Origin of the sequence: Bacillus sp. MZGC1 (assembly GCF_002998605.1) — a bacterium.
GTDB lineage: Bacteria > Bacillota > Bacilli > Bacillales > Bacillaceae > Bacillus.
Window position 1 is genome coordinate 229,673 of sequence record NZ_PVRE01000006.1, and the last position, 23,152, is coordinate 252,824.

The following is a 23,152-nucleotide window of genomic DNA, read 5'->3' on the forward strand; positions in this document are numbered from 1 at the left end:
ATGCCCCTATTCTTTACAAAAGGAGCTTTACCCGTGATATTCAATGGATGGTGGTGCCTATTTTTCGGCATCTGCATATTTCTTCAGTTTATACTGCAGCGTTTGTCGAGGGATTTTTAAGGCTGCGGCGGTTTTTTTAATATTGCCATGATGCTGATTTAAAGCTTCTTGAATCAAAGTTTGTTCAAATGAAGAAACCTGACTTTTTAAGGAGGCGTCGGGTGTTTCTTCCTCGAGCTTCTGCGTACGTAAATGAGCAGGAAGGTATGAAGGTGTGATGTCTTCCGCTTCCTCTGGCATCATCAATACGGCATGCTCAATGGTATGTTTTAATTCTCTGACGTTTCCCGGCCAGTGGTGAGCCATAAACAATTGTTCCGTTTCTTCAGAAAGGCGTTTGACGTTTTTTGAAAACTGCTGATGATAGGTTTGAATGAAATGGCGGGAAAGCAGCGGGATGTCTTGCTTTCTCTCACGAAGCGGCGGGATATGAAAAGATGACACATGCAGTCTATAAAATAAGTCTTCTCTTAAGATTTGCTTTTTCACTGCTTCAAATGGGTCCATATTGAGTGCAGTAATGAGTCTTACATCCACTTGAATCGCTTTTGCATCCCCAATGCGGCGCACAACACCATCCTCTAACACGCGTAATAATTTCGTCTGCAGCGTGAGCGGCATCGCTTGCAGTTCATCAAGAAAAAGCGTGCCTCCATCAGCCAATTCAAAGAGCCCCTTGCGATCAATTGCGCCCGTATAGCTCCCTTTGACAGATCCGAATAATAGGCTCTCAAGTAGCGATTCTGGAAGTGCTGCACAGTTTTGCGGAATGAACACTTGGTTTTTCCGGTCAGATTCATGAACAATGGCTTGAACGAGCACTTCTTTCCCTGTCCCTGTTTCCCCGTAGACAACAACTGATGACGGATAAGCAGCTGCTTTTTTTGCCTTTTCAAGCATTTCTTTTAAGAACGGATCATTTGTTAAAAATGAAGCAAAATCATGCATTTGTTCTGCCCCAGCCACATCGTGTATCCGTTTTTTCTGATCTAAACGATTTGAAAGGGCTGACAGCTTCGATACATCTTTTGCGACTTCGACCGCGCCTATTAACTTGCTTTCTTCAATAATGGGCAATGTCGTGTTGACGGTTTCAATTCTTTCTCCGTTTTTATTCAAATAGGTTTGCAGCGAATGATAAATGGGCTTCCCAGTTCTCAAAACATGCATAAGCGTACTTGTTTTTTCTGTTAAAGAGGGATACACCTCAAGGATGTACTTGCCAATCACCTCTTCTTTTTGTAAACAGTCAAACTTAGCGGCATTATGATTGTAAAAGATCGTCATGCCTTGATCATCTACAACATGAATGGCTTCATCAATGGCTTCTAAAATTAATTCAAACCAATCCGCTCTTTCGACAACTTTCCCCATTCTTTCCCCCTCACTTTCAGTGCCAAAAAACCGGCGTCTATTGCCGAATTTTCAGCGGCTTGATCATCTTCATCACACCTTCTCCTGTCCTTTCATGTTTCGCTTTTTCCTTGCAACTTCCTGCTTTTTTTGTCTATAGCGCCAAAAAAGCACCCCTCTTATGAGGAGTGCTTTCGCCCTGATGTTTGATAAAGAGACATATCGAATTCTTGCAGCGATTCCATATACAGCGGCACTATCGGCTTTCCTTCTTGAAATAACGTAAATTGGGAAGGGTATAAATTAATTGGCTGATGATAAAAAGCAAATCGCTTCACGACATCAGGATCAATACGGTAAAAGGTATGATGCATCAGTAAATAGACATCTTGTTTCCATTTAAACAGCCGCCTGTTTGGCGGACTAAATACTGGAGAAACTTGAATCATGCCGCCATCTTCAAACATCTGAAGCCGTTCATTTGAAATCGTATAGATCTCCTTAGGGTGAAACTGAAAATATTGCACGTCACGTTTTGAAGCAAATCGCCTTTTTTTCTGATCTTCAATATAATAGAACGTTTTCCCATGATCTGCCGTGACAACTGTATAATTTGGTACTGCCAGCATGTCTTTCATCTCATATTTCATCGCACATAACGATGGCACCCGAATCGCGCGCCTGTTTTTTTCGTTCACCCAGCACCTTTCAATTTCATGAAGATTGCCGCCTGCGATTTGGTAGTAATCCCCTTCCTTTTCAATCACCGTTCCGTCAATGAGATCATACGGCATACTCGAAAACAGATGATGAAAGGAATGAGGGGTTTTATACGTTGTATCAAGTACATCTCTTAATGGAAAAAACGCGGCAAATTGATTCAGCCTCATCCAAAAAACAGAATCTGCATGATGCCAGTGTTTCGGCTCATCATCCCAATATTGCCCGTATTTTTCATGAATTAGCGGAAGCAAACGCCTTCTGTGCATGACCGAACAATGATCCACTTGAAAGGATGCATGCTCCAAGATTTGGTCTGCTTCACGGACAAAGCTCATGGTCTCAACTAAATGCTTATCAACATGCACGACCCGCTGCGAGGAATAAACGATATCGATATGAGGCTTCGACTGAAAAACATCCACCATTTTCTGCAAACGATCTTGATGATACACAGTATCATCTGTTAAATAACAAATGAGCTGACCTGTTATACGGGTTAGCGCTTCATTAATAAGCGTCGCATACCGAACGGTTAACAGCCGTTTTGCAGGATGAACCGTGCGTGAATACAGATGAATGCGTTCATCGTCTAAATAGGGCTGGATCTTTTGGAGGGTGCCTTGTTCTGAGCCATCATCCATAATCAGAAGCTCCCAATTTGAATACGTTTGTTCCACCATACTCTTTAGCACACGATCAATGAAATCAGGTTTATTGTAGCTTGTTAAAATTACCGATACTTTCATGATCATTATCCTTTTTAATTAGATTAAAAAGCCCCCCAGCTGACAATGTTCACGTAAGGAACATTCACTCTTAGCTGATTTGTCACGTTTTTAAAGACCGCTACTGTATCAAAGAGCTGCACAACAACTACGTTTTGAAGGACCTCTCCATTGACTAAATGAACACGTGGCAGCGGAATGCCAAGCTCAAGCCATGGACGAAGTAATTCTTTGATGTCTGACACACTCTCTTCCTCACTTTCTTCTAAAAGACGAAGAAGAAGTAAAATCAAGATGACTTCAAGTACTCCTTCTGCTTCTAGTAACTCTTCGTTCCAACCATTTAATAATTGTTCAAATTCCATTCATAATCCCTCTCTCTTCACATTTAATCTTTACTAGAGTATGAGAATCACTTCATTTAGCCTCAGCATTTGAAAACATTTTTAAAAATGTGTGAAGTAATTAAATGAAAAAAAGAACAAGGAATCAGCGTTCTGCTTATACCAAAAAAAGTGAACGGCATATACATAGGGGTGAGTTTGAATTGATGAAGAAAGGATGGGGAAAAAATGAGCGACAAGCGTGCCGAATTAAAAAAAGAACTATTGAAAGTGTTTTTCAAACCACTTACTCGTGCATTAACAGTTAATCTTGAAGAAGGAGGAGTTCAAATGGAAGAAAAATTGAACGATTTATTAAGTGAAGTGACAGCTGAGGCATCACCTTCAGATTCTGCTACAACACTCGATGTATCTCAGCCAGCAAGATGGATTTTTGCAAGACTTGCACCAGGAACCGTCATCAGCATTGTCACTGACTCAGGAGACTTAATCGGGCCAGTTCAATTCGTAGCATTCAATGCTTTAACGGGTGTTGTATTTGTTACACAAGAAAGCTCAGTCACACCAACAGGCTCTGCAACGACTTTATTAGATGTAGATAAAGTTGAAAGTGTTACGTTCACATCTTAATGTGAGAGGGTCATCATGAAGCTTCTTTATATCAGCTCTGGCTACGGCGGAATCTATCACATGTTTGATCAATGGGTAGAAGAGAGCTTCATTGATTCCCCCTTTTCATGTGTGAAAATTGATCGAGAATCTCTACCCGCTCACATGCACAAAATCCGGACATTTTCTCCGGATTTTGTTTTGATGATGATCGGTGATCATGTTCCGAGCGAAGTGCTTCATCAATTCAAACAAGAAAAGATCCCGATCGTTTTGTGGATGACAGAAGATCCCTTTTATACAGATGTGTCAGCTGCTTGCACGCGTGATGCGCGGCTCATATTAACGATTGATGAAGGAGCTTTGCCATTTTACAAACAATTGGGCATAGGTCACACCCACTACTTTCCCATTCCGGCAAATACACGTGTTTTTCAAAAAAAACAATCGCCTGAAGAGATGTGCAACTATGACATTGCACTCGCCGGCTACCCTTACCCCAATCGCATCATCGCCATTGATACACTCTTACAACAGAACAAATGGCGGATTCTCGTTGCAGGTAAGGAATGGCATCGTCATTTAAATAAGTCACGAAGACATTATCGAGATCTCACACTAGTGACCAATTGGCTGAGCCCTCAGCAAATGGCGGACATCTATCAGCAATCAGCGATTGTTCTTAACCCGCACAGGCCGGCTCAGTTTGCCTATAATAAAAACAAAGCCATGATTCAAAATGTAAGCCTGAACAACAGAGCGTTTGATATCGCTGCAGCTGGAAGCTTTCAATTGACGGATCTACAACCGCCGCAAGCTTTTTCAAGCTTCGTTTTTTATAAAGATGAGGACGATTTGCTGGAACAGGTTGAATATTATGGATCAAATCCCGAGAAAAGAAAAGCGATCGCACGAAACAATTACGAACAAGTCGTTTCCTGGAATACATTTGAGACATTTCCACACAGGCTTTATGAGATCGTAAAAAGCGCCCTATGACCGGGCGCTTTTCTCGTTGAAATTCATCTTATGCATAACCCTCCGCATCTCGGCGAGCCAATAAGACTTTCTCCGCTTTCTCAAGGTCTTCCTCCTGTTTCACCACGAGTGATTTTTGGCGATCCATGATATACGCTCCAACAGATCCTTCTAAAAAGGAATGAATGCATTCTTTTGCATATGGAACATGAAAAGCATACACTGCTCCATTTAAACGGCCATACGTATATGGCTGCTCATGCTTTGGCATGAAAAAGTAATGATTGTCCTTATATAAAGTGGCTTCATTATTCTCATGCAGTGTCCATGTTTCATTTGGGTTTTCTAGCGCCTCTGTAAAAGATGCCATGCAGTCATAACCCCCTTCTACTAAAAGCTGCAAGCACTTCTCAATATCTTCCGGCTCTCTTAAAGGAGACGATGGATGTAAATATAGAACAATATCAAAGGTCTTCCCCTCACGCTCTAAATAAGCAAGCGCATGCTTCACAGCTATGAGTGACGGTGTTTGTTCCGTTACATGCGTGTCTGGCAGTTCAATCACATGGGCTCCGTAGTGAGAAGAAATGATTTGAGTATTGACATCCTCTGTAGAGACGATGACTTCATCTAACTCAATCATTTGCAGTAACGGCTGAATGGTCCAATAGATGAGCGGCCGCTCCGCCAATACGCGAATGTGTTCATCATGCTGATCGCGCCTGCTTCTAAAAGCTGGTATCAAGGCTAAAATACGATTTCCCCTATACATGTATTCCCTTCTCCCCTCGCGCAAAGCTCTCTTCATTTTCACCGAGCTGATCGCAGTACTGAAGTGTTCAGGTCTCTCGTTTTTCTACTTGTTCTCTTATCTCTCCATATTCTATTAAGACGTCAAGCAGATGGTTATAATTTGTTCACCTAATTTATATAGAAAGTGGTTCTTTTCCTCAAACGGATACCGCTCTTTCACATATGATGCAAAGTAGAGAAATGAGAGTTGGGGGATTAGATATGTCCAAAAAGATAGAAACGAGTTTGAAGGCTTTTTTTCGTGACAAAACGATATTAGTCACAGGCGGTACGGGTTCGATCGGCCGTCAAATTGTGAAAAAATTAACATCATGCTCTCCAAAGAAGATTATCGTCTTCAGCAAAGATGACAGCAAACAATACATGATGAAAAATGAGTATACAGATCATCCAGAAGTTGCATTCGCTTTAGGAGATGTACGAGATGCAAGCCGCGTGAGACAGCTCGTCAAAGGCGTTGATATCATCTTTCATGCAGCCGCCTTAAAACAAGTACCCACTTGTGAAGACAATCCGTTTGAAGCCGTACAAACAAATATTATCGGCGGACAGCACGTCATTGAGGCTGCAATCGAACATGAAGTCAGTCATGTTGTCAACATCTCAACTGACAAAGCAGTTTCTCCGACCAATGCCATGGGTGCAACAAAATTGATTTCAGAAAAACTATTTTTCCAAGCAAACGAAAGTATTCCGAATCAAAAAACGATGTTTTGCTCTGTGCGTTTTGGCAATGTGCTTGGATCAAGAGGTTCAGTCATTCCCATCATGCTCCAGCAGCTGTTAAATGAAAAACCTTTGACCGTAACTGACCCTAATATGACACGTTTTTTTATGTCCATCGAAGAGGCTGTCTCCCTCACACTTCAAGCAGCCATCATGATGAAAGGCGGCGAAACATTCATTCTCAAGATGGAGTCATTACAGCTTGCTGATCTCTTAAAAGCGTTTCATGAATATGCCACTCAAATCAATGTCGCACCCCCGGATATTCTCGTTGTTGGGAAAAGACCTGGAGAAAAGCTTCACGAAGAGCTCACATTTCCGCACGAAGCAGATGCACTATTTGAGCATGAACAATTTTATGCCATTTTACCAAGACCACAACTGCACGCTGACTTTCAAAAAGTCGACTTAACCAATTACACATCAAATGAAGCGCCTCTCATTACAAAAGAAAAGCTATTCCACATCATTGAACAATTACATCACACGCATCATAAAAAATAAAAAATCGTCACACGGAAGCAGATGCCTTCCATGTGACGATTTTTAAATAGATCAATCAAATAGATGTTTCAAATCCCCATAGCCTTCTTTTTCAAGATCATCTTTTGGGATAAACTTCAAAGCGGCTGAGTTAATACAATACCGAAGACCATTTGGTCCTGGTCCATCAGGAAAGACATGACCTAGATGAGAATCAGCTGTCTTGCTGCGCACCTCTGTCCGCACCATCCCATGGCTCGTATCCACCTTCTCCGCTACTTCCTCATCTTCAAGCGGCTTTGTGAAACTCGGCCAGCCGCAATGGGCATCAAACTTATCTAAAGATGAAAAAAGCGGCTTGCCTGAAATGATATCCACATAAATGCCTTCTTCTTTGTGATCCCAGAATTCATTTTGAAATGGCGGCTCAGTGCCATTATTTTGCGTGACTTCGTACTGCATTCGGTTTAATTCTTTCAGACGCTTTTCTTTTTCGTTTGTCATGATTTATCACTCCAATGGGACTCAATAAAACCCGCTCTGCCCGAACCGACATGATATCGTTCGTAATGCATTTTGTTCTTTTTATAATAATGCTGATGATATTCCTCTGCGGGATAAAAAGGACCAGCATCTAAAATTTCTGTCACAATTGGCTTTTGGAAAGTGCCGCTTTGGTTCAGCTTCTCTTTCGATGCTTCTGCAAGCTTTCTCTGCTCGTCATGATGAACATAAATACCTGTGCGGTAGGACTCTCCTCTATCACCAAATTGCCCTCCATCATCTGTTGGGTCTATTTGCTGCCAATACAGTTCTAATAGCTTTTCATACGGGAAAACGTCTGGATCAAACGTGATTTGAACCGCTTCTCTATGTCCCGTTGTATTTGTACATACTTCCTCATAGGTCGGATTCACTGTATGTCCGCCAGTATACCCTGATTCAACTTTGATAATGCCCGGCTGTTCATCAAAAGGTTTAACCATACACCAGAAGCAGCCTCCTGCAAATGTGGCTAATTCTTGTTTTTCAGACATATTAGTGCCCCCTTCATTTAAAAAATGGTATCATCATATTATAACATGATGAAAAATAATGAAAATGATACGACTTGTATACCTAAAATAAAAGAAAGCATTCTGTCGTATCTTAAAATATAATGGGGGTTTAATGATTGGAACAAAGAAAACAAATGATGTATGAAATGGATTCTTTACTGAGAACCGTATTTAAGCAGATCCGTTATGAGATTAACAGCCTGCTCGAAAACGAATTATCTCGGAATGAATTTCTCATTTTAAATCTGCTTCGTGAGCAAGGTGCAAAAAAAGTAACGGAATTTGCGTCCATTCTAGGGGTGTCAGCAAGCCATATCACAGCTGTGACCGACACACTCGTAGAAAAGGGCTGGATTACCCGTATCCGTTCTAAAGAGGATCGCCGCATCATCAAAATCCACTTAACCGATAAGGGTAAGGAAATTACTGAGCATTTTGAGAAAAAGAAAACAGAATACTTTATGGAGCGATTTGAGTCATTCGACGACGAAGAACTGAAAACAATGATCAAATTATTTAAAAAGCTGGATAAAAGTCAAAAGGATTAAGCATAGATTTTAGCGCTCTGGACATGCTACGGATAAAAAGAGGTGGAATGAACCATGACAAGCCCTTATCTTTGTCCAAACTGTAAAACAAACAGAACGCGCTTTAATCTGATTGAGCAGCTTTCAGAACCTGTGAAGCTGGATCCTGCGACCGGAGCAGTTGTCGAAAGATACGAAGGAGAGCAGCTTTCTCCTTTTCACGTGAGCTATCAAGGTCCTCAAATAAAAGTCCAGTGCGGCGTTTGTGGTTTAATTGAGGATGAAAAAACGTTCATTAAGCTAGCTGAATATCATCAATATTCTTCTCCTTCTTAACTTGCGGGCCTGACGGAAAACGTCAGGCTTTTTTCTATGCTTCTTTTGCCTATACAGATCGCCTTTTTCATGCATACGCTACAAAAAACACCATCGCATAAGAAAGTAGGGATTGATGACATGCAGCAGCTCTCTTATCATGACTTTCCATACCGTCCACTCGCTGCGGGCTTCGAGCACCCTCAAAGCAGCCCTTCATCCAAAGCCTTTATTCGGCTCTTTCACGCTGCACCAGATCTTAGTGAGCTCGCTGTATATGTGAATCGGAATGAGGTCTTGAAAAAAATGCCTTACAGTCATTTGACAGCTTATATGGAGTGGGATGAGGGAATTTATGAGATAGAAGTGTTCAAGCTGGCCACAAAAGAAAGAGTTCTTCATTCTTGCATGATGATTAAACGTAGCGAGATTTACACCCTATGTATCACAGGTGCTCATGCAGGTTTTGCGCTGCTGACAGAGCGGCAAGACCCTGTGATTCAACACGAGGACCTGTCAGCCCTTACATTTGTCCATCTGTCTCCAGACCTTCCTTCCATTGATATATATGAACGTGATCAAGGGGTGTTATCAAAGGAGCTTCATTATGTAAACAGCACTCACATTCATCATTTCTCCCCGAATAAATATCATTTTGAATTAAAAGCCGCCGGTACTCAAAGTGTACTGCTTGATATCCCAAAAGTTCATCTGCAAGCAAATCGCGCATACCTCATTCTGCTTCATGGCTTTGCTAACGGAGAGCCAGAGCTTATGGCGAAGGTGGTCTTGTCTCAGCAAATATAAAAAAGAGCCTTTCCTCAATGGAAAAGGCTCTTTACGAGACATCTTCAGCTTTTTCTTGCTTTTGAAAATCAAAAGCAAGAATCATGATACCTAGAAATAATGCACAATAGGCAATATTTAAGTAAAACTGATCGATATTTTCTGCTCTTAAATCAGTGGCAGCTGTAATGCCAAAGTACGCAGCAAATAAAAGCGACAGTAAACTAAAATATTGATAGACTCGCTTCATGATTTCACTCCTGACTCACTTTCTATTGCTTTGGATGATAATATGAGAACTCAATTTCATCGTTCTCTAGATCAATTTTGTTTGCTTTCACATACATATCATTCGTCAGTGGCATTTCTGAAAGGCGTACTTCAACCGTTTTTTGATCCGGTTTCACATGAACGAATTCTGGCAGTTCATAGAACTGGCCCATGTAGCTTAAAACAAAACTAATCGGAATGCTCAATTGTCCAATTGAAAGGCCATCCACTTTCAACAGCACATCACCATTATCTTCGACAGTTGGCGTAAATGAGACGTTTGCATCAATAGTCGAAGAGAAAGCTTTAATTGCGCCTGTTACTTTCACATCTTGATCGATCGCCACATGAAAGTCTGGCATATCACTTGATCCTTGATTTTTCAAGTAATCATTGATAAAGCTGGTGAGCGATTCCTTTGAGCTAGATATATTAAAAGAATACTCGCTTTTTAATTCTTTAGTTGAAGCGGATTGACCGCCTGGCAGCATCATCAAAATACCGCAGGCAAGAACAATCAATAGATTGATTGCAAGTAAAATAAAAAATAAGCTTTTCCACTTTTTCATACGTTCACCCTATTCCTTCGGCAGTCCTTCTTTTTTCACTTTGGAGAATAAACGATTTGCCATAAGAGAGTACCCCTTTTGGTTTGGGTGGAAATCATCATCTGCCAGTAATTTTTCATCAGAATCTTCCTCAAATAAATCTGCTACATTGATGATATCAGCGTTGCCGTCTTTTTTCAGTTCCTTTTTGGCAGCGGCATTCCAATCTTTGACGACTTCATCAATATCTCGCAGCTCAGACAAACTGAACTTAAATGGATTGTACATGCTGACATACATGATCTTCGCATGATCATTGTGCTTTCTCAATTGAGCAAGAATGGTTTTAAAGCGCTCCTCAAAAGGACCCTGCTCTTTTTGAAAAGGAGCAAACGTCAAATTGAGCACATTTTGATGGACAACATGCATTAAGTCATTGCCGCCGATCGTAAAGAAAATATAGTCAGCGTCTTTCAGTCCGTCTTGCACCTTTTTTTCTTTTAATCTTTTTAATAAATCTACCGTTCTACTGCCTTTAATGGCATAATTTTTTAATGTGACAGATTGCACGCCGTCCACCGCTTCTAACTTGTCACGGGTCATGCCTGCATATCCTTTTTTATGTTGATCTCCGATTCCTTCTGTTAAGGAATCTCCAACCGCTGCGATCGTAATATGTTCTTTTACGTCTTGTGTGTCTTCTAGTTTATCCTTTATGCCAGCCTCTTGCGCGGAACATGCAGAAAGAACAAAAGCTACAGACATCACAATCAAAATCAAACGAGCCTTCAAACGATGATGTCCCTCCTTTTTCTGATTAAAAAAGTGTATCATGTTTTCGCTCATTTGAACATCCTTATGCTAGCTTCGATTCAGCGTTTTGATGTCCTTGATAATTTCATCATAAGGTGTATTTTGTACACCATCATAATTTTTCATCACTTTCCCTTCTTGATCAACTAGGAAAAACAATGACTGATGAATCACTTGGTCTTCATCTTCAGGTTTCTTCACAATGGTTTTAAAGCTCTTCATTGCGAATTTTTCGATTGCGGACTGTGAATAGCCAGTGAGAAAATCCCAATTTTTAAAGGACAATGGATATGCTTTTGCAAATTCTTTTAGCTTGTTCGGTGAGTCTACCTCCGGGTCCACGCTAAAGGAAATGATATGCGCATCCAACTTTTCTTCTTTTAACCGTTTTTGCAGCTCTGTCATATGAGCAGTCATCGGCGGACAGATCGTTTCACAGCTTGTGAAAATAAAATCTGCAACCCATATTTTCCCCTTCAAATCATCCAATGACACCTTTTGACCATCCTGATTTTCATACTCAAACGGCTGTATTTGATAATTTAACGCATCTTTGATTTGTCCATTTGAACATGAGACTAAAAGAAGCACGCTTATAATCATAAGCGTACCAAGTGAGGCTCCCCTTTTTTTAAGCATGGTACGTCCATCCCCTTTTTCAATCAATCGGTATAAAAAGTAAAGCCTATTGCGCCTTTTCCAGTGTGACACGAAATAATCGGTGTTGTGTAGGCGATGTCAACAAGTGCTTCAGGTGTGTGATCAAGCAGCGCTGATTTGAGCTTTTCAGCGAGTTCTAATGCATCTGCATGCGCTATCCCAATGGCTTGAACTGTTTTTCCTTTCACGGCCTGTACATACTGTTTGGTCAAATAGCGGACAAGCGCAGAATAGCTTCTCACATTCGCTTCCGGCGTGTATACCCCGTCTGTTAAGCTGGCAATTGGTTTGATGTGAAGAAGTGAGCCGATCAGCGCCTTTCCTCTTCCAATTCTTCCACCTTTCACGAGATTTTCTAATGTATCGATTGTGACAAATAGCTTTGTCTTAAGGCGGATTTTATCCATTTCTTTGATGATGTCTTCACGGCTTGCACCATTTTTTGCAAGCTCTGCTGCTTTGCTGACTTGAAACCCTAATCCATAGGAAATAAAATTTGAATCAATCACCGTGATGTTTCCGTCTACCATTTTCGAAGCGCTTTCAGCAGTTTGAACAGTTCCACTCATCCCACCCGTTAAATGGATACTAATGACTTCGCTTCCATCTGCCGTGAGCTTTTCATATAATTCGACGAATTGACCGATCGCAGGTTGAGACGTTTTCGGCAATTCCTCAGCGGCCTCCATTTTTTCAATAAATTCATCTGGCTGTATATTCACTCGGTCAATATAATCAACCCCAGAAATGGAGATATTGAGCGGAATCACGTGAATGGAAAGATCATTGATTTTTTCTTGCGGAAGGTCCACAGTTGAATCTGTTACAATTTTAATTTGTTTCACTATCGTCTCATCCTTGCTGTCTTAGTCTTTACTTATGATATTACCTTATTTCGTGCATACTTGAAAACAACTGTCATGACGTTTTTGAAATTGTCACATTTTCTTCTTTTCATGAAAAAAATCCTTGCCAAGCTGAGCAGCTGTCATTTCAAAACGGCCGCTCACTCCACTTGACAAAGATTTCTATTTACGCATTGTGTTTCAGTGTAGGCTCCTGATAGATCTGCTCATATGTGCTCCACTTGACGTTACGTTTCACATCCTCTCTGAAAGAGTACACAGCTCTCTTTCCTTTAGATACATAGACTTTTTTCAAGAAAGCTTCAAGTCTAAAGGTGAGCATGAAACCATACGTCTCATCTCCCTTTAGTACAGGGACTTCTGTTACCTTGATCTGAGCTCCATCCATCCGTCTAAAACATATTGTTTTGAGCAGCACAAACGATCAATCCTCTTTTCCAATGTTCTGTTACGCCTAAATAAATAGGTGGAATAAATCTTGATCTTTATTCACTTCAACATAATGGAATCCTTTTTTATTCATCCGTTCAATCAGCGCCGCATAGTCATCTCTTTCTTTCAATTCGATGCCAACAAGCGCGGGGCCTTTGCTTCGGTTATTCTTTTTCGTATATTCAAAGCGTGAGATATCATCATTTGGCCCTAATACTTCATCTAAAAATTCCCGAAGCGCTCCTGCTCTTTGCGGAAAATTGACAATGAAATAATGTTGAAGCCCTTCATAGATCATCGACCGTTCTTTGATTTCCTGCATTCTGCCAATGTCATTATTTCCTCCACTGACAATACAGACAACATTTTTCCCTTTAATCTCCTCGCGATGGGCATCCAGCGCTGCGATCGACAGTGCGCCTGCCGGCTCTGCTACAATCGCACATTGATTATACAGCTCTAAAATGGTTGTACATACTTTTCCTTCAGGTACAAGACTGATTTTATCGACAACGGACTGAAGCGATGTAAACGTCTTTTCGCCAATCCGCTGAACCGCTGCTCCGTCTACAAACTTATCAATTGAATCAAGTGTCACAACCTCGCCCTTTTCATGGGAAGCATGGAGTGAAGCTGCGCCAAGTGGTTCGACTGCAATGATTTCGGTTTCTGGGGCGATATTTTTGATATATGTACCAACCCCAGATAACAGACCTCCGCCTCCAACACTTGCAAATAAAAAGTGAGGCTCCACTTCGATATCATTTAATATTTCTACAGCAGTCGTTCCTTGTCCTGCCATCACATCCAAATCATCAAACGGATGGATAAACTCGCGCTTCTCTTCATCTCCGCATTTTACTGCTTCATGATATGAATCATCAAACGTATCTCCGGTTAAGATAATTTCAACATATTCTTTTCCAAAAAGCTCGACTTGAGATACTTTTTGTCTTGGTGTCGTGGCAGGCATAAAGATTTTCCCGTGGATCCCTAAATATTTACAAGAATATGCAACACCCTGCGCGTGATTTCCTGCACTTGCACAGACAATGCCGTTTTCTAGTTTATCTTTTGGAAGCTGGCTCATTTTATTAAAAGCGCCTCTTAATTTAAAGGAACGAACTACTTGAAGATCCTCTCTTTTTAAGTAGACATTACATTCATATCGTTCAGAAAGTCGCTCATTTTTTTGAAGAGGTGTATGAATCACTACATCCTTCAAATTTTGATGGGCCTTTAAAATGTCTTTCACTTGAATTAGCGTGTTTTCTTTGAGCAACGGTTTCATGTACAAGATCCTTTCTCTTTAACCTTATTTAATTTGTCATTATAACATGAATATTCAAAAAATAAACCAATAGATCATGGATCAAGCATAAATTTCATAAACTTTTTCGTTTTTCTGTACATTTGGTTTTATTGGGTGTTACAATTGAACCAATTAGAACCACAAAGAAAGGAATCACCCGATGACCACACATTCGTTTACGTCTATATATGGAGAGCATCAAGAAATTAAGCGTGCCATTCATCTGGCAAAGCAATTCACAAAACACGAGCAGCCGGTCTTGATAACAGGAGAAATTGGCACAGGCAAAACACTATTTGCCCAGGAAATTGCAAATGCAGCTGCTACAAACGCTTCACTGACACATCTATATTGCCCCATCTTAGATGAAGATACCTTACAGAAAGCCTTCACGGAAAAGACCAGTCAAATTCTTTATTTAGACGAAATCGCCGCATTAAATATTCCTATGCAGCATCAGGTCATTCGTTTTCTAGAAACCTCTCCTGCAACAAAAGTCATTGCCACTTCGTCTTTATCAATAGAGGCATTGAGGGTGTCATCTACCTTTTTACCTGAGCTGTTTTATCGCTTAAATGTTTTCCATTTGCCCCTCCCGTCATTAGCAGATCGAAAAACAGACATTCCTGTGTTAACAACTGCTTTCTTTCAGGAGCTGAGCATGACGCCTGATATTGATCCAAGTGTTTGGGAAACGTTGCAGGAGTATCCGTTTGAAGGAAACGTACAGGAACTCAAAAATATCGTTCATTATGCTGCAGTCATTCTCGAGGGGCAAACGGTTTTTTTACACCACTTACCGCCTTTTGTGTTAACACCTCTTTCGCCGGACGTAAAAGGAAAAAAGGAAGAACACCAGCTCACACTAATGGAAAAACAAGAGTTTGTTTTCCTGCTGGAAGCCATTAAATCTCTCAATGAGAAAGGAGAAGCAGCCAGCAGACGCATCTTGTCTGAATTAAGCAAACAAGGCGACATTCCGCTGACCCCTCAGCAGGTGAGGAGCCGATTAGATGATCTTGAGAAAAAAGCTTACGTGACGAAAGGAAAAGGCAGGGCCGGCACGAAGATTACACTTGAAGGTCTTTCATTCCTGAAGTCACTTGATGGTTATATACCGGTTCAATAAAAGGAGGCTATCCATTGTTTACTGTAAAAGAAGAAATTGCAAACGCCATTACACATGGCATTGGCGTTATTTTATCCATACCAGCCATTGTTTTTCTCGTTTTATTCGCTGTTCAATACGGCACTGTCACAGACATCATCAGCTTTTCGATATTTGGCTTATCCATGCTGCTGCTCTATTTAAGCTCGACCTTGCTTCATAGCATTCGGCACAAAAAAACAAAAGATGTATTTGAAATCCTCGACCACTCGGCTATTTATGTATTGATTGCTGGTACATATACGCCCTTTTTACTAGGACCATTAAAAGGCGCACTAGGCTATACGCTTCTTGCGATTGTATGGGCGCTCGCTGCTGGCGGAATTGTCTTTAAAATCTTTTTCGTCAAACGGTTTATCATTGTGTCCACCCTTGTTTATTTATTAATGGGCTGGATGATTATCATTGCCATCAAACCACTTTACATTGGGTTAACGGGCGCAGGATTTGGCCTCTTACTGTTAGGCGGTCTATTGTATTCAGTCGGAACCATCTTTTATATTTGGCGGAAAATTCCCTATCATCATGCCATTTGGCACAGCTTTGTACTCGGCGGCAGTGCATCGATGTTCTTCTGCATTCTCTTCTATTGTGTGAACATTCCTGCTGCATGAAAAAAACCAGCATCCACTTTCGGATGCTGGTTTTTCTATGCGCGCTTTTGGGCGTAATCACTCATCATGACAGGTGCTTTAATATGAATATCAACATTAACAGGGCGAAGCCTTTTGACGATCTTCCCAGTTAATAGACGATCCGTTCCACTTGTTTCAATCGGTACAAGCGGACAATCACAATCTTCAGCAAGTGCCTCTGCCATGTGACGCTTTGCTTCTGGAAGCAATACACTCTGCCCAGATAAGATTCTTTCCTTTGCTTCTTCTAATAAGGCATCATCAGATTGATTCTGATGAATAACCGCCATCTTCTTCAGCCATTGTTTTAAAATGGGATATCGAAAAAGATTCGGCTTTGCCATGAAAGCAAATGGCTTCTCAAGGTGACCAATCAATAATGTCGTCGTGACTGGATTCAGTGCCTGTGTGATATAAATAACGGGTCCATCTGGCAGCTTCTTTTGCTGGTGAATGGTCATGACTGATCCTGACTGATCAATACAGCCCCGGGCAAACCTTTTTGCATGCTCATGAATGAGATGCATTCGTTTCGTATAGGAAATGCGCGGATCAGTTAATTCATGAGCATGCAAATGCCTCATACTTTTAAAAAAGGATAGGGCAACATAAATCGTTAAAAACCAATAACGAAACAACCGTACTCCTCCTACTCATTTATCCTTTTTTGTCATATACGACAAATTCATAATTGTAGGGGTTCTTTTCGTCACGATGGCCTTTTTCGCGTGATACAACCGTCCATTCGTTTTCATTGTAATCAGGAAAGTAGCGGTCTCCTTCAAACGCATGGTGAATATGCGTGATATATAGACGATCCGCATATGGCATCATTTCTTCATACAGCTTAGACCCGCCGATGATAAATAACTCTGTCTCGTTCTCCCCGATTGCCAAAATATCAGCAATGGAATGGACAACCTCGCATCCTTCTGCTTCAAAAGAAGAACTTGTTGTCAAAACGATATTTCGGCGGTTAGGCAGCGCTCTTCCAATTGATTCAAACGTTTTTCTGCCCATGACAATCGTATGCCCGCCTGTGACTTTCTTAAAATATGCTAAATCAGCTGGTAAATGCCAAGGCATTTGATTATCTTGACCAATGACTCTGTCTTTTCCTGTCGCCACAATCATCGAAATCATACACTGACTTCTCCTTTGATATGCGGATGCGGGTCATAGTTCTCAAGCACAAAATCATCGAACGTGAAATCAAAAATGCTCTTCACATCTCTTGTAATGCGAAGCTGCGGAAGCGTGCGTTCCTCGCGCTCTAGCTGCATTTTCACCTGCGGAAGATGATTCTGATAAATATGAGCATCTCCTAGCGTATGAACAAACTCTCCTGGCTCAAGATGTGTAACTTTGGCAATCATCATCGTGAGAAGGGCATATGAAGCAATATTAAATGGCACGCCTAAAAAGATATCTGCCGATCTTTGATAAAGCTGGCAGGAAAGCTTCCCGTTTGATACGTAAAATTGAAACAGACAATGACATGGAGGCAGCGCCATTTGATCAATTTCACCCGGGTTCCAAGCACTGACGATCAGTCTTCTTGAATTCGGATTATGCTCGATATCGTGGATCAGCTTTGTGATCTGATCCACAGTCTCACCGTCCCCACTAGCCCAAGATCGCCACTGCGCTCCGTACACACGGCCCAGTTCGCCATTTTCATCTGCCCATTCGTTCCAAATCCGGACGCCATTTTCCTGAAGATATTTGACATTTGTATCACCTTTTAAAAACCACAGTAACTCATGAATAATTGATTTCAGGTGCAATTTCTTTGTTGTTAAAAGCGGAAATCCTTCCTGCAAATCAAATCTCATCTGGTAACCGAACGTGCTGATTGTACCTGTTCCCGTTCTGTCACCTTTTTCATCCCCGTGCTGTAATACATGACGGCATAACTCTTTGTATTGTTTCATTTTTTTCATCCTTTATTTATGTTCTTGTTGTAGTTTACCTTATTTCTGCTTTTGTTTAAACCAAAAAAACATGCCTGCATGATGAGCAGACATGTTTTTCTTTTTATACTTGATTCACTCGATCCTGCTCTTCGTCCTTAATATCTTGGTGTGAGTGAGCAATACGGCTAGCTGCTGCTGCGGCAAGCGCGGCGACAAGGTCATCAAGGAAGGTATGCACTTCACCTGGACGACCTTCATCTAATTCTCGAATAATACCAAATTTCTCTTTATCTAAATAACCGAAGTTGGTCAAACCGATTGATCCATATACATTGACAATGGAAAGCGGAATAATTTCATCAATACCATATAGCGGCTCGTCTGTTTCAACTAAGTGCTGCAATGGTTCTGGCAATAGCTTTTTTTCAGCCAGCTGATCAAGGGCAAGTCCTGTTAAAACCGCATGGACAATTTCCCTTTTATTCAACACTTTTTCAACATTTTCAATACAGACACTAAGTGGAAGGTTTGGATGATATTTTTCTTGAAGCTTTAGCACAATATGTGCAATATCTTCAATTTTCACTCCACGTTCGTTTAACATTTGTTTTGTAATCTGCACCATTTCGTTCATTGTATACTTTTTCAATTGGCATGACATCTCCTTCTAGTGGCTCATCCAGCTCGGTGGGGTGTTTTTGTCCCAGTAAATATTACCGAGTTCATGATGCGTCTGGAATCCATCTTCTGCTGTATGGTAGTGAAAGTTAAACCAATATCCGCTGTGTGGCGGCTGATCTCTTCTCACATGAAAACGGAGCAAATCTTCTCCAGTCTTTCGGTTGTAGATGTGGAAGATTTTTTCGCCATTTCCGCTTGAAGGCTGATCAGTTAACACAACATCTTGAAATTTTTCGTCATCTTTGAAATTTGTTAAAACATCTGTTAACACTTGTTCAATTTTCGGTTGAATCTCTTCTCTGTACTCGTCTTCAATGACAGGTGTGATTTTACGGCCGAATTTGAGAAAGGATTGATTTTCTGCACTTGATAGAACCTCCTCCTTATATTGCTCAAAGGGGTCTACCTGCTCTTTGTTGTCCTCTTGCGATAGTTCCCAGCTGCGCAATTCATCTGATGTATCATAAACCGCTGTATAAGGCGTTTTATCAGATGAAGAAAGTTCAGATGGCTTGTCTGTCATCAAAGCCGACGGAGGAGAGATTAAACCAAAAGTTGCAATTGTAAAGAGCGCAACAAGCGTTTTTCTCATCCACATCTTCATGATATCTAATTCCTTCCATAAGTTATCATACTGCTATTCTAGCATATAATGAATTTTCAGTCATTCAATTTGGTCACTGATTTGAGACTTTCTTTTTCATAATAAAACGTTTACAATGACAGTAATGACGACTAAAATTTGGGAGGAATGGGTATGCTTGAAGGGTTTTTCATCACAGCTTCCTTGCTGACACTGTTTTATTTTGTCTATATGGAGATTACGGATTAAAAGCCCTTAGAAAGGGCTTTTTCAGATTGTTGACAAAGGGCTAAAATAATCTTGATTTTAGTCCTTTGTCTTCTATTCAGCGTGATAGAAAACCTTTGAAGTCTAGGAAGGACGAGCTCTGGAATGGAGCGAATTTGATATTCGTGAGGGAGCGCGGGACTGACAACGAATGCAAGGGTTTGTCTACACGCTGTAAAAGCCCTTAGTGAGGGCTTTTTTCTTTCTCAATATAACCATAATGAAATTGGGCTGTTTTTCGTTTTATGACGTGAAATTGATAGGATTCCGCTGTAAATCGTGTACTTTTCCAATGATCTTTTAAAACCACTCTTTTTCTTGCCACTCTTAACGCCTCTTTCACGGCTATTTCGTGATCAAAGTGATGCTCTGCCGCATGACGCAGCGGCGCTATACTTGTAGATTCTTGAATCGTTTCCTCAAACATCGGATCAAAATAGACAATATCAAATGAACGGTCAGGACACTGCTTTAGCTGCTCGATACTGTCTCCACTGATCACAGATATCCGTTTCATCGCTTCATCTGCTTCTTCTATCCCTGTCTCCCATGTGTTCAGTCCTTCTCGCACTAGTAACGCCGTAATGGGATTCTTTTCTATACCGATGGCCCTTCCATTCCTGCCTATCGCACAGCTTGCAGTAATAGCATCTGACCCTAAGCCAAGTGTGCAATCTAAAAAGGAATCTCCCGGCTTTAGCTGTGCTGCTTCGATTAAAGGATCCTTTTCTCCGCGCAAGAGCCGCTTCACCCTGAACATCGCTGAGCTTGGATGAAAAAAGAACTTTTCACCATTAGGCTGATACCATTCGAATCTTTCTTTCCCGACAACAAGTACATCTCCTCGTTTCATCGCAAGCTGCTTGACGGATTGTTTGCGTCTTTCTACATACTCACCATGTAAATCCTCTGCAAGAGCCTTCGCTGTTTCAATCGTTTGTTCATTTGCTCTAAAGCTTGTTGTAATGAGCATATTGTTCCTCCATCATGATCAAGAAAAAATGCCCTGATCTGATCACAGGGCATTTCAACACTTGTATTAGCAATGTTTTTCGAATGCAGTTAAGACATTTTTCATGATATCTTCCATTTCATGACCTTCAATTTCGTCACGCGGGATAAAATGAACGAGTTCATTTCCTTTTAAAAGGGCCATAGAAGGAGATGATGGCTCTTCACCCGTGAAGTATTCTCTCATTTTTGCCGTTGCTTCCCGATCCTGCCCAGCAAATACTGTGACGATTCTGTCTGGAGCTTTTTCTGCCTTCATCACAGCTTGAGTCGCTGCTGGACGTGCTAATCCGGCAGCACATCCGCATACAGAATTAATGACAACAAATGTTGTTCCTTCAGCTTCTTGCATGGTTTGTTCTACTTCTTCTTCCGTCTTAAGTTCTTGAAATCCTGCACTTGTCAGCTCTTGGCGCATTGGCACAACGAGCTGGCGCATATATTCTTCATATGCCATTGACATAAAAAAGCCCCCTCTAAAAATCCTTATGTTGTGAATAAAGGATACTATAGAGAGAGCCAATTTTCAAATGTTCCATATCAGATTAAATTTTCATGATTCCGCCTGTATTGGCTGATGTCACAAGTTTTGAATATCTAGCAAGATAGCCAGTTTTCACTTTTGGCTCAAAGCCTTTCCAGTTTGCTTTTCTTTTTTCCCATTCTTCCTCTGGAACATCGACGCTTAAAATGCGTTGTTCAATATCAACCACGACATGGTCACCATTTTCAACAAAGGCGAGCGGGCCGCCTTCAGCTGCCTCTGGAGAGACGTGTCCAATGGACAAACCACGAGAAGCGCCGGAAAAACGTCCGTCAGTAATTAAAGCAACCTTTGGCCCAAGTCCCATGCCGACAATTTGTGAAGTTGGTGCAAGCATTTCTGGCATACCAGGTCCGCCTTTAGGTCCTTCATAGCGAATAATGACAACATGTCCTGCTTCTACTTTTCTATTAATGATGCCTTCAAGAGCTTCTTCTTGGGATTCAAATACGATCGCAGGTCCTTCGTGACGTGTGATCCCATCTTGTACCCCGCCCGTTTTAATGATGGCTCCATCTGGCGCAAGGTTTCCAAATAAAACGGCTAAGCCGCCCTTTTCAGTAAATGGCTTATCGATTGGATAAATGACGTTATAGTCTTTTACCTCATGTCCTGCAATGTTCTCACCAAGCGTTTTCGCTGTGACGGTCATTGTATCTAAATGAAGTGCGCCTTCTTTTTTGGACAATTCATTTAGCGCAGCTGTGACGCCGCCTGCTTCATGTAAATCCTCAATATAAACATCCGAAGCTGGAGCAAGTTTTGATAAATGAGGCACACGCTCTGCTACTTCATTGATACGTTCAAGTGAATATTCAACACCTGCTTCATTTGCGATCGCCAGTGTGTGAAGAACGGTATTGGTTGAACCACCAAGTGCCATATCTAATGCAAATGCGTTATCAATTGCTTTTTCAGTCACAATATCACGTGGTTTAATATCCTTTTTAATGAGCTCCATCAGTTGTTTTGCTGACTTTTTCGCAAATTCTCTTCGCTCTGGTGATGTCGCCAAAATCGTTCCATTTCCAGGAAGAGCAATTCCAAGCGCCTCTGCTAAACAGTTCATTGAGTTTGCTGTAAACATACCTGAACAAGAACCGCAGGTTGGACAGCCAAACTGTTCTAATTCATTTAATTCCTCTTCGTTAATTTTACCTGACTGGTATGCACCAACGCCTTCAAATACAGAAGAAAGAGAAATCTTTCTGCCATCACTTGTTCTACCCGCTTCCATCGGTCCACCGCTGACAAAGACAGTCGGAATATTGACACGCATCGCTGCCATCATCATCCCTGGTGTAATTTTATCGCAGTTAGGAATACAAACCATTCCATCAAACCAGTGAGCAGATACAACGGTTTCTACAGAGTCAGCAATGATTTCACGGCTTGGTAATGAATATCTCATCCCGATATGACCCATCGCAATTCCATCATCGACCCCAATCGTATTGAATTCAAATGGGACCCCGCCAGCTTCACGAATGGCTTCTTTCACAATTTTCCCGAATTCCTGAAGATGGACATGTCCTGGGACAATATCAATATAGGAATTACATACGGCAATAAATGGCTTGCCGAAGTCCTCATCCTTTACCCCCGCCGCTCTTAGTAAGCTTCGGTGAGGTGCTCTGTCAATTCCTTGTTTAATCATATTACTGCGTAGTTCTGCCATCTGTTTAAAAAGCCTCCTATACTACAAGTCTTGTTGACTGCATGATTTTGAGTTGATTTTATTTTACAAATTTTCTGTTTATTTAGCCACCGATGAATGACTGATGACCAACATGTCTGCTGAAACTAGCGCTCAGCAAGGTTCGTGTCATAAAATCTGACCTCCAATATTCTATATTGGTACTACTATATAGAGTTTTTTCGCATATTTCAACAATATTCAAAATAATTTTTCTAAAAAAATTTTTCTGTCTATCACTTTAAGAAAA

At 41.1% G+C, this 23,152-nt stretch carries 29 protein-coding genes; 8 read left to right on the forward strand and 21 right to left on the reverse strand.

Going from position 1 to position 23,152, the window contains the following annotated elements; translation table 11 throughout:
• Positions 1–57: 57 nt before the first annotated feature.
• From C6Y06_RS17645 to cgeC, 3 genes are all read right to left on the reverse strand, one after another.
• Positions 58–1,434 (reverse strand): sigma-54 interaction domain-containing protein, encoded by a 1,377-nt coding sequence (locus C6Y06_RS17645; protein ID WP_066030761.1) that lies wholly within the window; start codon positions 1,432–1,434, stop codon positions 58–60.
• Positions 1,435–1,592: 158 nt separating this feature from the next.
• On the reverse strand, positions 1,593–2,888 hold the full coding sequence (locus tag C6Y06_RS17650; RefSeq protein WP_106037318.1) for a glycosyltransferase family A protein: 1,296 nt from the start codon (positions 2,886–2,888) through the stop codon (positions 1,593–1,595).
• Positions 2,889–2,905: 17 nt separating this feature from the next.
• Positions 2,906–3,226, reverse strand: a complete 321-nt coding sequence (gene cgeC / locus C6Y06_RS17655; protein ID WP_034660957.1) for a spore maturation protein CgeC — start codon at positions 3,224–3,226, stop codon at positions 2,906–2,908.
• A 207-nt stretch (positions 3,227–3,433) separates the two neighbouring features.
• Between cgeC and C6Y06_RS17660 the strand changes: the two genes are divergently transcribed.
• Together C6Y06_RS17660 and C6Y06_RS17665 are read left to right on the forward strand one after the other, a co-directional pair.
• Positions 3,434–3,835 carry a hypothetical protein gene (locus C6Y06_RS17660; protein ID WP_106037319.1) on the forward strand — a complete coding sequence of 134 codons (402 nt, stop codon included), beginning with the start codon at positions 3,434–3,436 and terminating at the stop codon, positions 3,833–3,835.
• Positions 3,836–3,850: 15 nt separating this feature from the next.
• On the forward strand, positions 3,851–4,813 hold the full coding sequence (locus C6Y06_RS17665; protein ID WP_060596564.1) for a CgeB family protein: 963 nt from the start codon (positions 3,851–3,853) through the stop codon (positions 4,811–4,813).
• A 28-nt stretch (positions 4,814–4,841) separates the two neighbouring features.
• Here C6Y06_RS17665 and C6Y06_RS17670 read toward each other — a convergent pair whose 3' ends face one another.
• Positions 4,842–5,564 carry an acylneuraminate cytidylyltransferase family protein gene (locus tag C6Y06_RS17670; protein ID WP_066030758.1) on the reverse strand — a complete coding sequence of 241 codons (723 nt, stop codon included), beginning with the start codon at positions 5,562–5,564 and terminating at the stop codon, positions 4,842–4,844.
• A 242-nt stretch (positions 5,565–5,806) separates the two neighbouring features.
• On the opposite strand from C6Y06_RS17670, the gene C6Y06_RS17675 reads away from it, so the two are divergent.
• Positions 5,807–6,835 carry an SDR family NAD(P)-dependent oxidoreductase gene (locus tag C6Y06_RS17675; RefSeq protein ID WP_106037320.1) on the forward strand — a complete coding sequence of 343 codons (1,029 nt, stop codon included), beginning with the start codon at positions 5,807–5,809 and terminating at the stop codon, positions 6,833–6,835.
• Between the two features lie 51 nt (positions 6,836–6,886).
• Here C6Y06_RS17675 and msrB read toward each other — a convergent pair whose 3' ends face one another.
• The gene (msrB, locus tag C6Y06_RS17680) at positions 6,887–7,318 is read right to left on the reverse strand and encodes a peptide-methionine (R)-S-oxide reductase MsrB (protein ID WP_060596568.1); all 432 of its coding nucleotides are present in this window, start codon (positions 7,316–7,318) and stop codon (positions 6,887–6,889) included.
• On the reverse strand, positions 7,315–7,851 hold the full coding sequence (gene msrA / locus C6Y06_RS17685; RefSeq protein WP_066030756.1) for a peptide-methionine (S)-S-oxide reductase MsrA: 537 nt from the start codon (positions 7,849–7,851) through the stop codon (positions 7,315–7,317). The genes msrB and msrA overlap by 4 nt, the downstream gene beginning before the upstream one ends.
• A 137-nt stretch (positions 7,852–7,988) precedes the next feature.
• Here msrA and C6Y06_RS17690 point away from each other — a divergent pair, with 137 nt between their 5' ends.
• From C6Y06_RS17690 to C6Y06_RS17700, 3 genes are all read left to right on the forward strand, one after another.
• Positions 7,989–8,420: a MarR family transcriptional regulator gene (locus C6Y06_RS17690; protein WP_034660968.1), complete on the forward strand. Its 432-nt coding sequence runs from the start codon at positions 7,989–7,991 to the stop codon at positions 8,418–8,420.
• Between the two features lie 54 nt (positions 8,421–8,474).
• A complete protein-coding gene (locus C6Y06_RS17695; RefSeq protein WP_034660970.1) occupies positions 8,475–8,735 on the forward strand; it encodes a hypothetical protein in 261 nt (86 codons plus the stop codon).
• Between the two features lie 69 nt (positions 8,736–8,804).
• Positions 8,805–9,521: a DUF4397 domain-containing protein gene (locus tag C6Y06_RS17700; RefSeq protein WP_223251475.1), complete on the forward strand. Its 717-nt coding sequence runs from the start codon at positions 8,805–8,807 to the stop codon at positions 9,519–9,521.
• 31 nt (positions 9,522–9,552) lie between these two features.
• On the opposite strand, the gene ypmT is transcribed toward C6Y06_RS17700, so the two are convergent.
• The 7 genes from ypmT to ilvA all read right to left on the reverse strand — a co-directional run bounded on the left by ypmT (position 9,553) and on the right by ilvA (position 14,380).
• Positions 9,553–9,750 carry a protein YpmT gene (gene ypmT / locus C6Y06_RS17705; protein WP_034660972.1) on the reverse strand — a complete coding sequence of 66 codons (198 nt, stop codon included), beginning with the start codon at positions 9,748–9,750 and terminating at the stop codon, positions 9,553–9,555.
• Positions 9,751–9,772: 22 nt separating this feature from the next.
• Entirely contained in the window at positions 9,773–10,339 is a 567-nt protein-coding gene (locus C6Y06_RS17710; protein ID WP_034660973.1) for a YpmS family protein, read from the reverse strand.
• Between the two features lie 9 nt (positions 10,340–10,348).
• Positions 10,349–11,110, reverse strand: a complete 762-nt coding sequence (locus C6Y06_RS17715; RefSeq protein ID WP_223251476.1) for an SGNH/GDSL hydrolase family protein — start codon at positions 11,108–11,110, stop codon at positions 10,349–10,351.
• Between the two features lie 69 nt (positions 11,111–11,179).
• Positions 11,180–11,770: an SCO family protein gene (locus C6Y06_RS17720; RefSeq protein ID WP_060596571.1), complete on the reverse strand. Its 591-nt coding sequence runs from the start codon at positions 11,768–11,770 to the stop codon at positions 11,180–11,182.
• A 23-nt stretch (positions 11,771–11,793) separates the two neighbouring features.
• The gene (locus tag C6Y06_RS17725) at positions 11,794–12,636 is read right to left on the reverse strand and encodes a DegV family protein (RefSeq protein WP_034660975.1); all 843 of its coding nucleotides are present in this window, start codon (positions 12,634–12,636) and stop codon (positions 11,794–11,796) included.
• A gap of 187 nt (positions 12,637–12,823) precedes the next feature.
• Positions 12,824–13,075, reverse strand: a complete 252-nt coding sequence (locus tag C6Y06_RS17730) for a YpmP family protein (RefSeq protein ID WP_034660976.1) — start codon at positions 13,073–13,075, stop codon at positions 12,824–12,826.
• Between the two features lie 36 nt (positions 13,076–13,111).
• Positions 13,112–14,380 carry a threonine ammonia-lyase IlvA gene (ilvA, locus tag C6Y06_RS17735; protein ID WP_060596699.1) on the reverse strand — a complete coding sequence of 423 codons (1,269 nt, stop codon included), beginning with the start codon at positions 14,378–14,380 and terminating at the stop codon, positions 13,112–13,114.
• A gap of 181 nt (positions 14,381–14,561) precedes the next feature.
• On the opposite strand from ilvA, the gene C6Y06_RS17740 reads away from it, so the two are divergent.
• Complete coding sequence (locus tag C6Y06_RS17740) at positions 14,562–15,530, forward strand: sigma 54-interacting transcriptional regulator (RefSeq protein ID WP_106037322.1); 969 nt, start codon at positions 14,562–14,564, stop codon at positions 15,528–15,530.
• 14 nt (positions 15,531–15,544) lie between these two features.
• Positions 15,545–16,183 (forward strand): PAQR family membrane homeostasis protein TrhA, encoded by a 639-nt coding sequence (trhA, locus tag C6Y06_RS17745; RefSeq protein WP_060596575.1) that lies wholly within the window; start codon positions 15,545–15,547, stop codon positions 16,181–16,183.
• 35 nt (positions 16,184–16,218) lie between these two features.
• Here trhA and C6Y06_RS17750 read toward each other — a convergent pair whose 3' ends face one another.
• From C6Y06_RS17750 to ilvD, 8 genes are all read right to left on the reverse strand, one after another.
• Entirely contained in the window at positions 16,219–16,842 is a 624-nt protein-coding gene (locus C6Y06_RS17750) for a lysophospholipid acyltransferase family protein (protein WP_060596578.1), read from the reverse strand.
• 19 nt (positions 16,843–16,861) lie between these two features.
• Complete coding sequence (gene folA, locus C6Y06_RS17755) at positions 16,862–17,347, reverse strand: type 3 dihydrofolate reductase (RefSeq protein ID WP_060596580.1); 486 nt, start codon at positions 17,345–17,347, stop codon at positions 16,862–16,864.
• Positions 17,344–18,138, reverse strand: coding sequence for a thymidylate synthase (locus C6Y06_RS17760; RefSeq protein ID WP_066030754.1), 795 nt, complete (start codon positions 18,136–18,138; stop codon positions 17,344–17,346). The genes folA and C6Y06_RS17760 overlap by 4 nt, the downstream gene beginning before the upstream one ends.
• Before the next feature lie 103 nt (positions 18,139–18,241).
• On the reverse strand, positions 18,242–18,769 hold the full coding sequence (locus C6Y06_RS17765; protein ID WP_034660983.1) for a phosphatidylglycerophosphatase A family protein: 528 nt from the start codon (positions 18,767–18,769) through the stop codon (positions 18,242–18,244).
• A gap of 18 nt (positions 18,770–18,787) precedes the next feature.
• On the reverse strand, positions 18,788–19,405 hold the full coding sequence (locus tag C6Y06_RS17770; protein WP_060596585.1) for a YpjP family protein: 618 nt from the start codon (positions 19,403–19,405) through the stop codon (positions 18,788–18,790).
• 430 nt (positions 19,406–19,835) lie between these two features.
• Positions 19,836–20,624, reverse strand: a complete 789-nt coding sequence (locus C6Y06_RS17775; RefSeq protein WP_106037323.1) for a class I SAM-dependent methyltransferase — start codon at positions 20,622–20,624, stop codon at positions 19,836–19,838.
• A gap of 66 nt (positions 20,625–20,690) precedes the next feature.
• Positions 20,691–21,125 carry a BrxA/BrxB family bacilliredoxin gene (locus C6Y06_RS17780; protein WP_034660988.1) on the reverse strand — a complete coding sequence of 145 codons (435 nt, stop codon included), beginning with the start codon at positions 21,123–21,125 and terminating at the stop codon, positions 20,691–20,693.
• Between the two features lie 82 nt (positions 21,126–21,207).
• The gene (ilvD, locus tag C6Y06_RS17785; protein ID WP_012010311.1) at positions 21,208–22,884 is read right to left on the reverse strand and encodes a dihydroxy-acid dehydratase; all 1,677 of its coding nucleotides are present in this window, start codon (positions 22,882–22,884) and stop codon (positions 21,208–21,210) included.
• Positions 22,885–23,152 lie beyond the last annotated feature (268 nt).

Bases quoted from the DNA above. Each gene is read 5' to 3' on its own strand.
- C6Y06_RS17770 (WP_060596585.1), bottom strand. From the start codon at position 19,405: ATGAAGATGTGGATGAGAAAAACGCTTGTTGCGCTCTTTACAATTGCA.
- C6Y06_RS17645 (WP_066030761.1), bottom strand. From the start codon at position 1,434: ATGGGGAAAGTTGTCGAAAGAGCGGATTGGTTTGAATTAATTTTAGAA.
- msrB (WP_060596568.1), bottom strand. From the start codon at position 7,318: ATGACAAACGAAAAAGAAAAGCGTCTGAAAGAATTAAACCGAATGCAG.
- C6Y06_RS17780 (WP_034660988.1), bottom strand. From the start codon at position 21,125: ATGTCAATGGCATATGAAGAATATATGCGCCAGCTCGTTGTGCCAATG.
- ypmT (WP_034660972.1), bottom strand. From the start codon at position 9,750: ATGAAGCGAGTCTATCAATATTTTAGTTTACTGTCGCTTTTATTTGCT.
- C6Y06_RS17670 (WP_066030758.1), bottom strand. From the start codon at position 5,564: ATGTATAGGGGAAATCGTATTTTAGCCTTGATACCAGCTTTTAGAAGC.
- C6Y06_RS17675 (WP_106037320.1), top strand. From the start codon at position 5,807: ATGTCCAAAAAGATAGAAACGAGTTTGAAGGCTTTTTTTCGTGACAAA.
- C6Y06_RS17710 (WP_034660973.1), bottom strand. From the start codon at position 10,339: ATGAAAAAGTGGAAAAGCTTATTTTTTATTTTACTTGCAATCAATCTA.
- ilvA (WP_060596699.1), bottom strand. From the start codon at position 14,380: ATGAAACCGTTGCTCAAAGAAAACACGCTAATTCAAGTGAAAGACATT.
- C6Y06_RS17660 (WP_106037319.1), top strand. From the start codon at position 3,434: ATGAGCGACAAGCGTGCCGAATTAAAAAAAGAACTATTGAAAGTGTTT.
- C6Y06_RS17695 (WP_034660970.1), top strand. From the start codon at position 8,475: ATGACAAGCCCTTATCTTTGTCCAAACTGTAAAACAAACAGAACGCGC.
- C6Y06_RS17700 (WP_223251475.1), top strand. From the start codon at position 8,805: ATGCATACGCTACAAAAAACACCATCGCATAAGAAAGTAGGGATTGAT.
- C6Y06_RS17740 (WP_106037322.1), top strand. From the start codon at position 14,562: ATGACCACACATTCGTTTACGTCTATATATGGAGAGCATCAAGAAATT.
- C6Y06_RS17665 (WP_060596564.1), top strand. From the start codon at position 3,851: ATGAAGCTTCTTTATATCAGCTCTGGCTACGGCGGAATCTATCACATG.
- cgeC (WP_034660957.1), bottom strand. From the start codon at position 3,226: ATGGAATTTGAACAATTATTAAATGGTTGGAACGAAGAGTTACTAGAA.
- folA (WP_060596580.1), bottom strand. From the start codon at position 17,347: ATGATTTCGATGATTGTGGCGACAGGAAAAGACAGAGTCATTGGTCAA.
- msrA (WP_066030756.1), bottom strand. From the start codon at position 7,851: ATGTCTGAAAAACAAGAATTAGCCACATTTGCAGGAGGCTGCTTCTGG.
- C6Y06_RS17650 (WP_106037318.1), bottom strand. From the start codon at position 2,888: ATGATCATGAAAGTATCGGTAATTTTAACAAGCTACAATAAACCTGAT.
- ilvD (WP_012010311.1), bottom strand. From the start codon at position 22,884: ATGGCAGAACTACGCAGTAATATGATTAAACAAGGAATTGACAGAGCA.
- C6Y06_RS17760 (WP_066030754.1), bottom strand. From the start codon at position 18,138: ATGAAACAATACAAAGAGTTATGCCGTCATGTATTACAGCACGGGGAT.
- C6Y06_RS17775 (WP_106037323.1), bottom strand. From the start codon at position 20,624: ATGCTCATTACAACAAGCTTTAGAGCAAATGAACAAACGATTGAAACA.
- C6Y06_RS17720 (WP_060596571.1), bottom strand. From the start codon at position 11,770: ATGCTTAAAAAAAGGGGAGCCTCACTTGGTACGCTTATGATTATAAGC.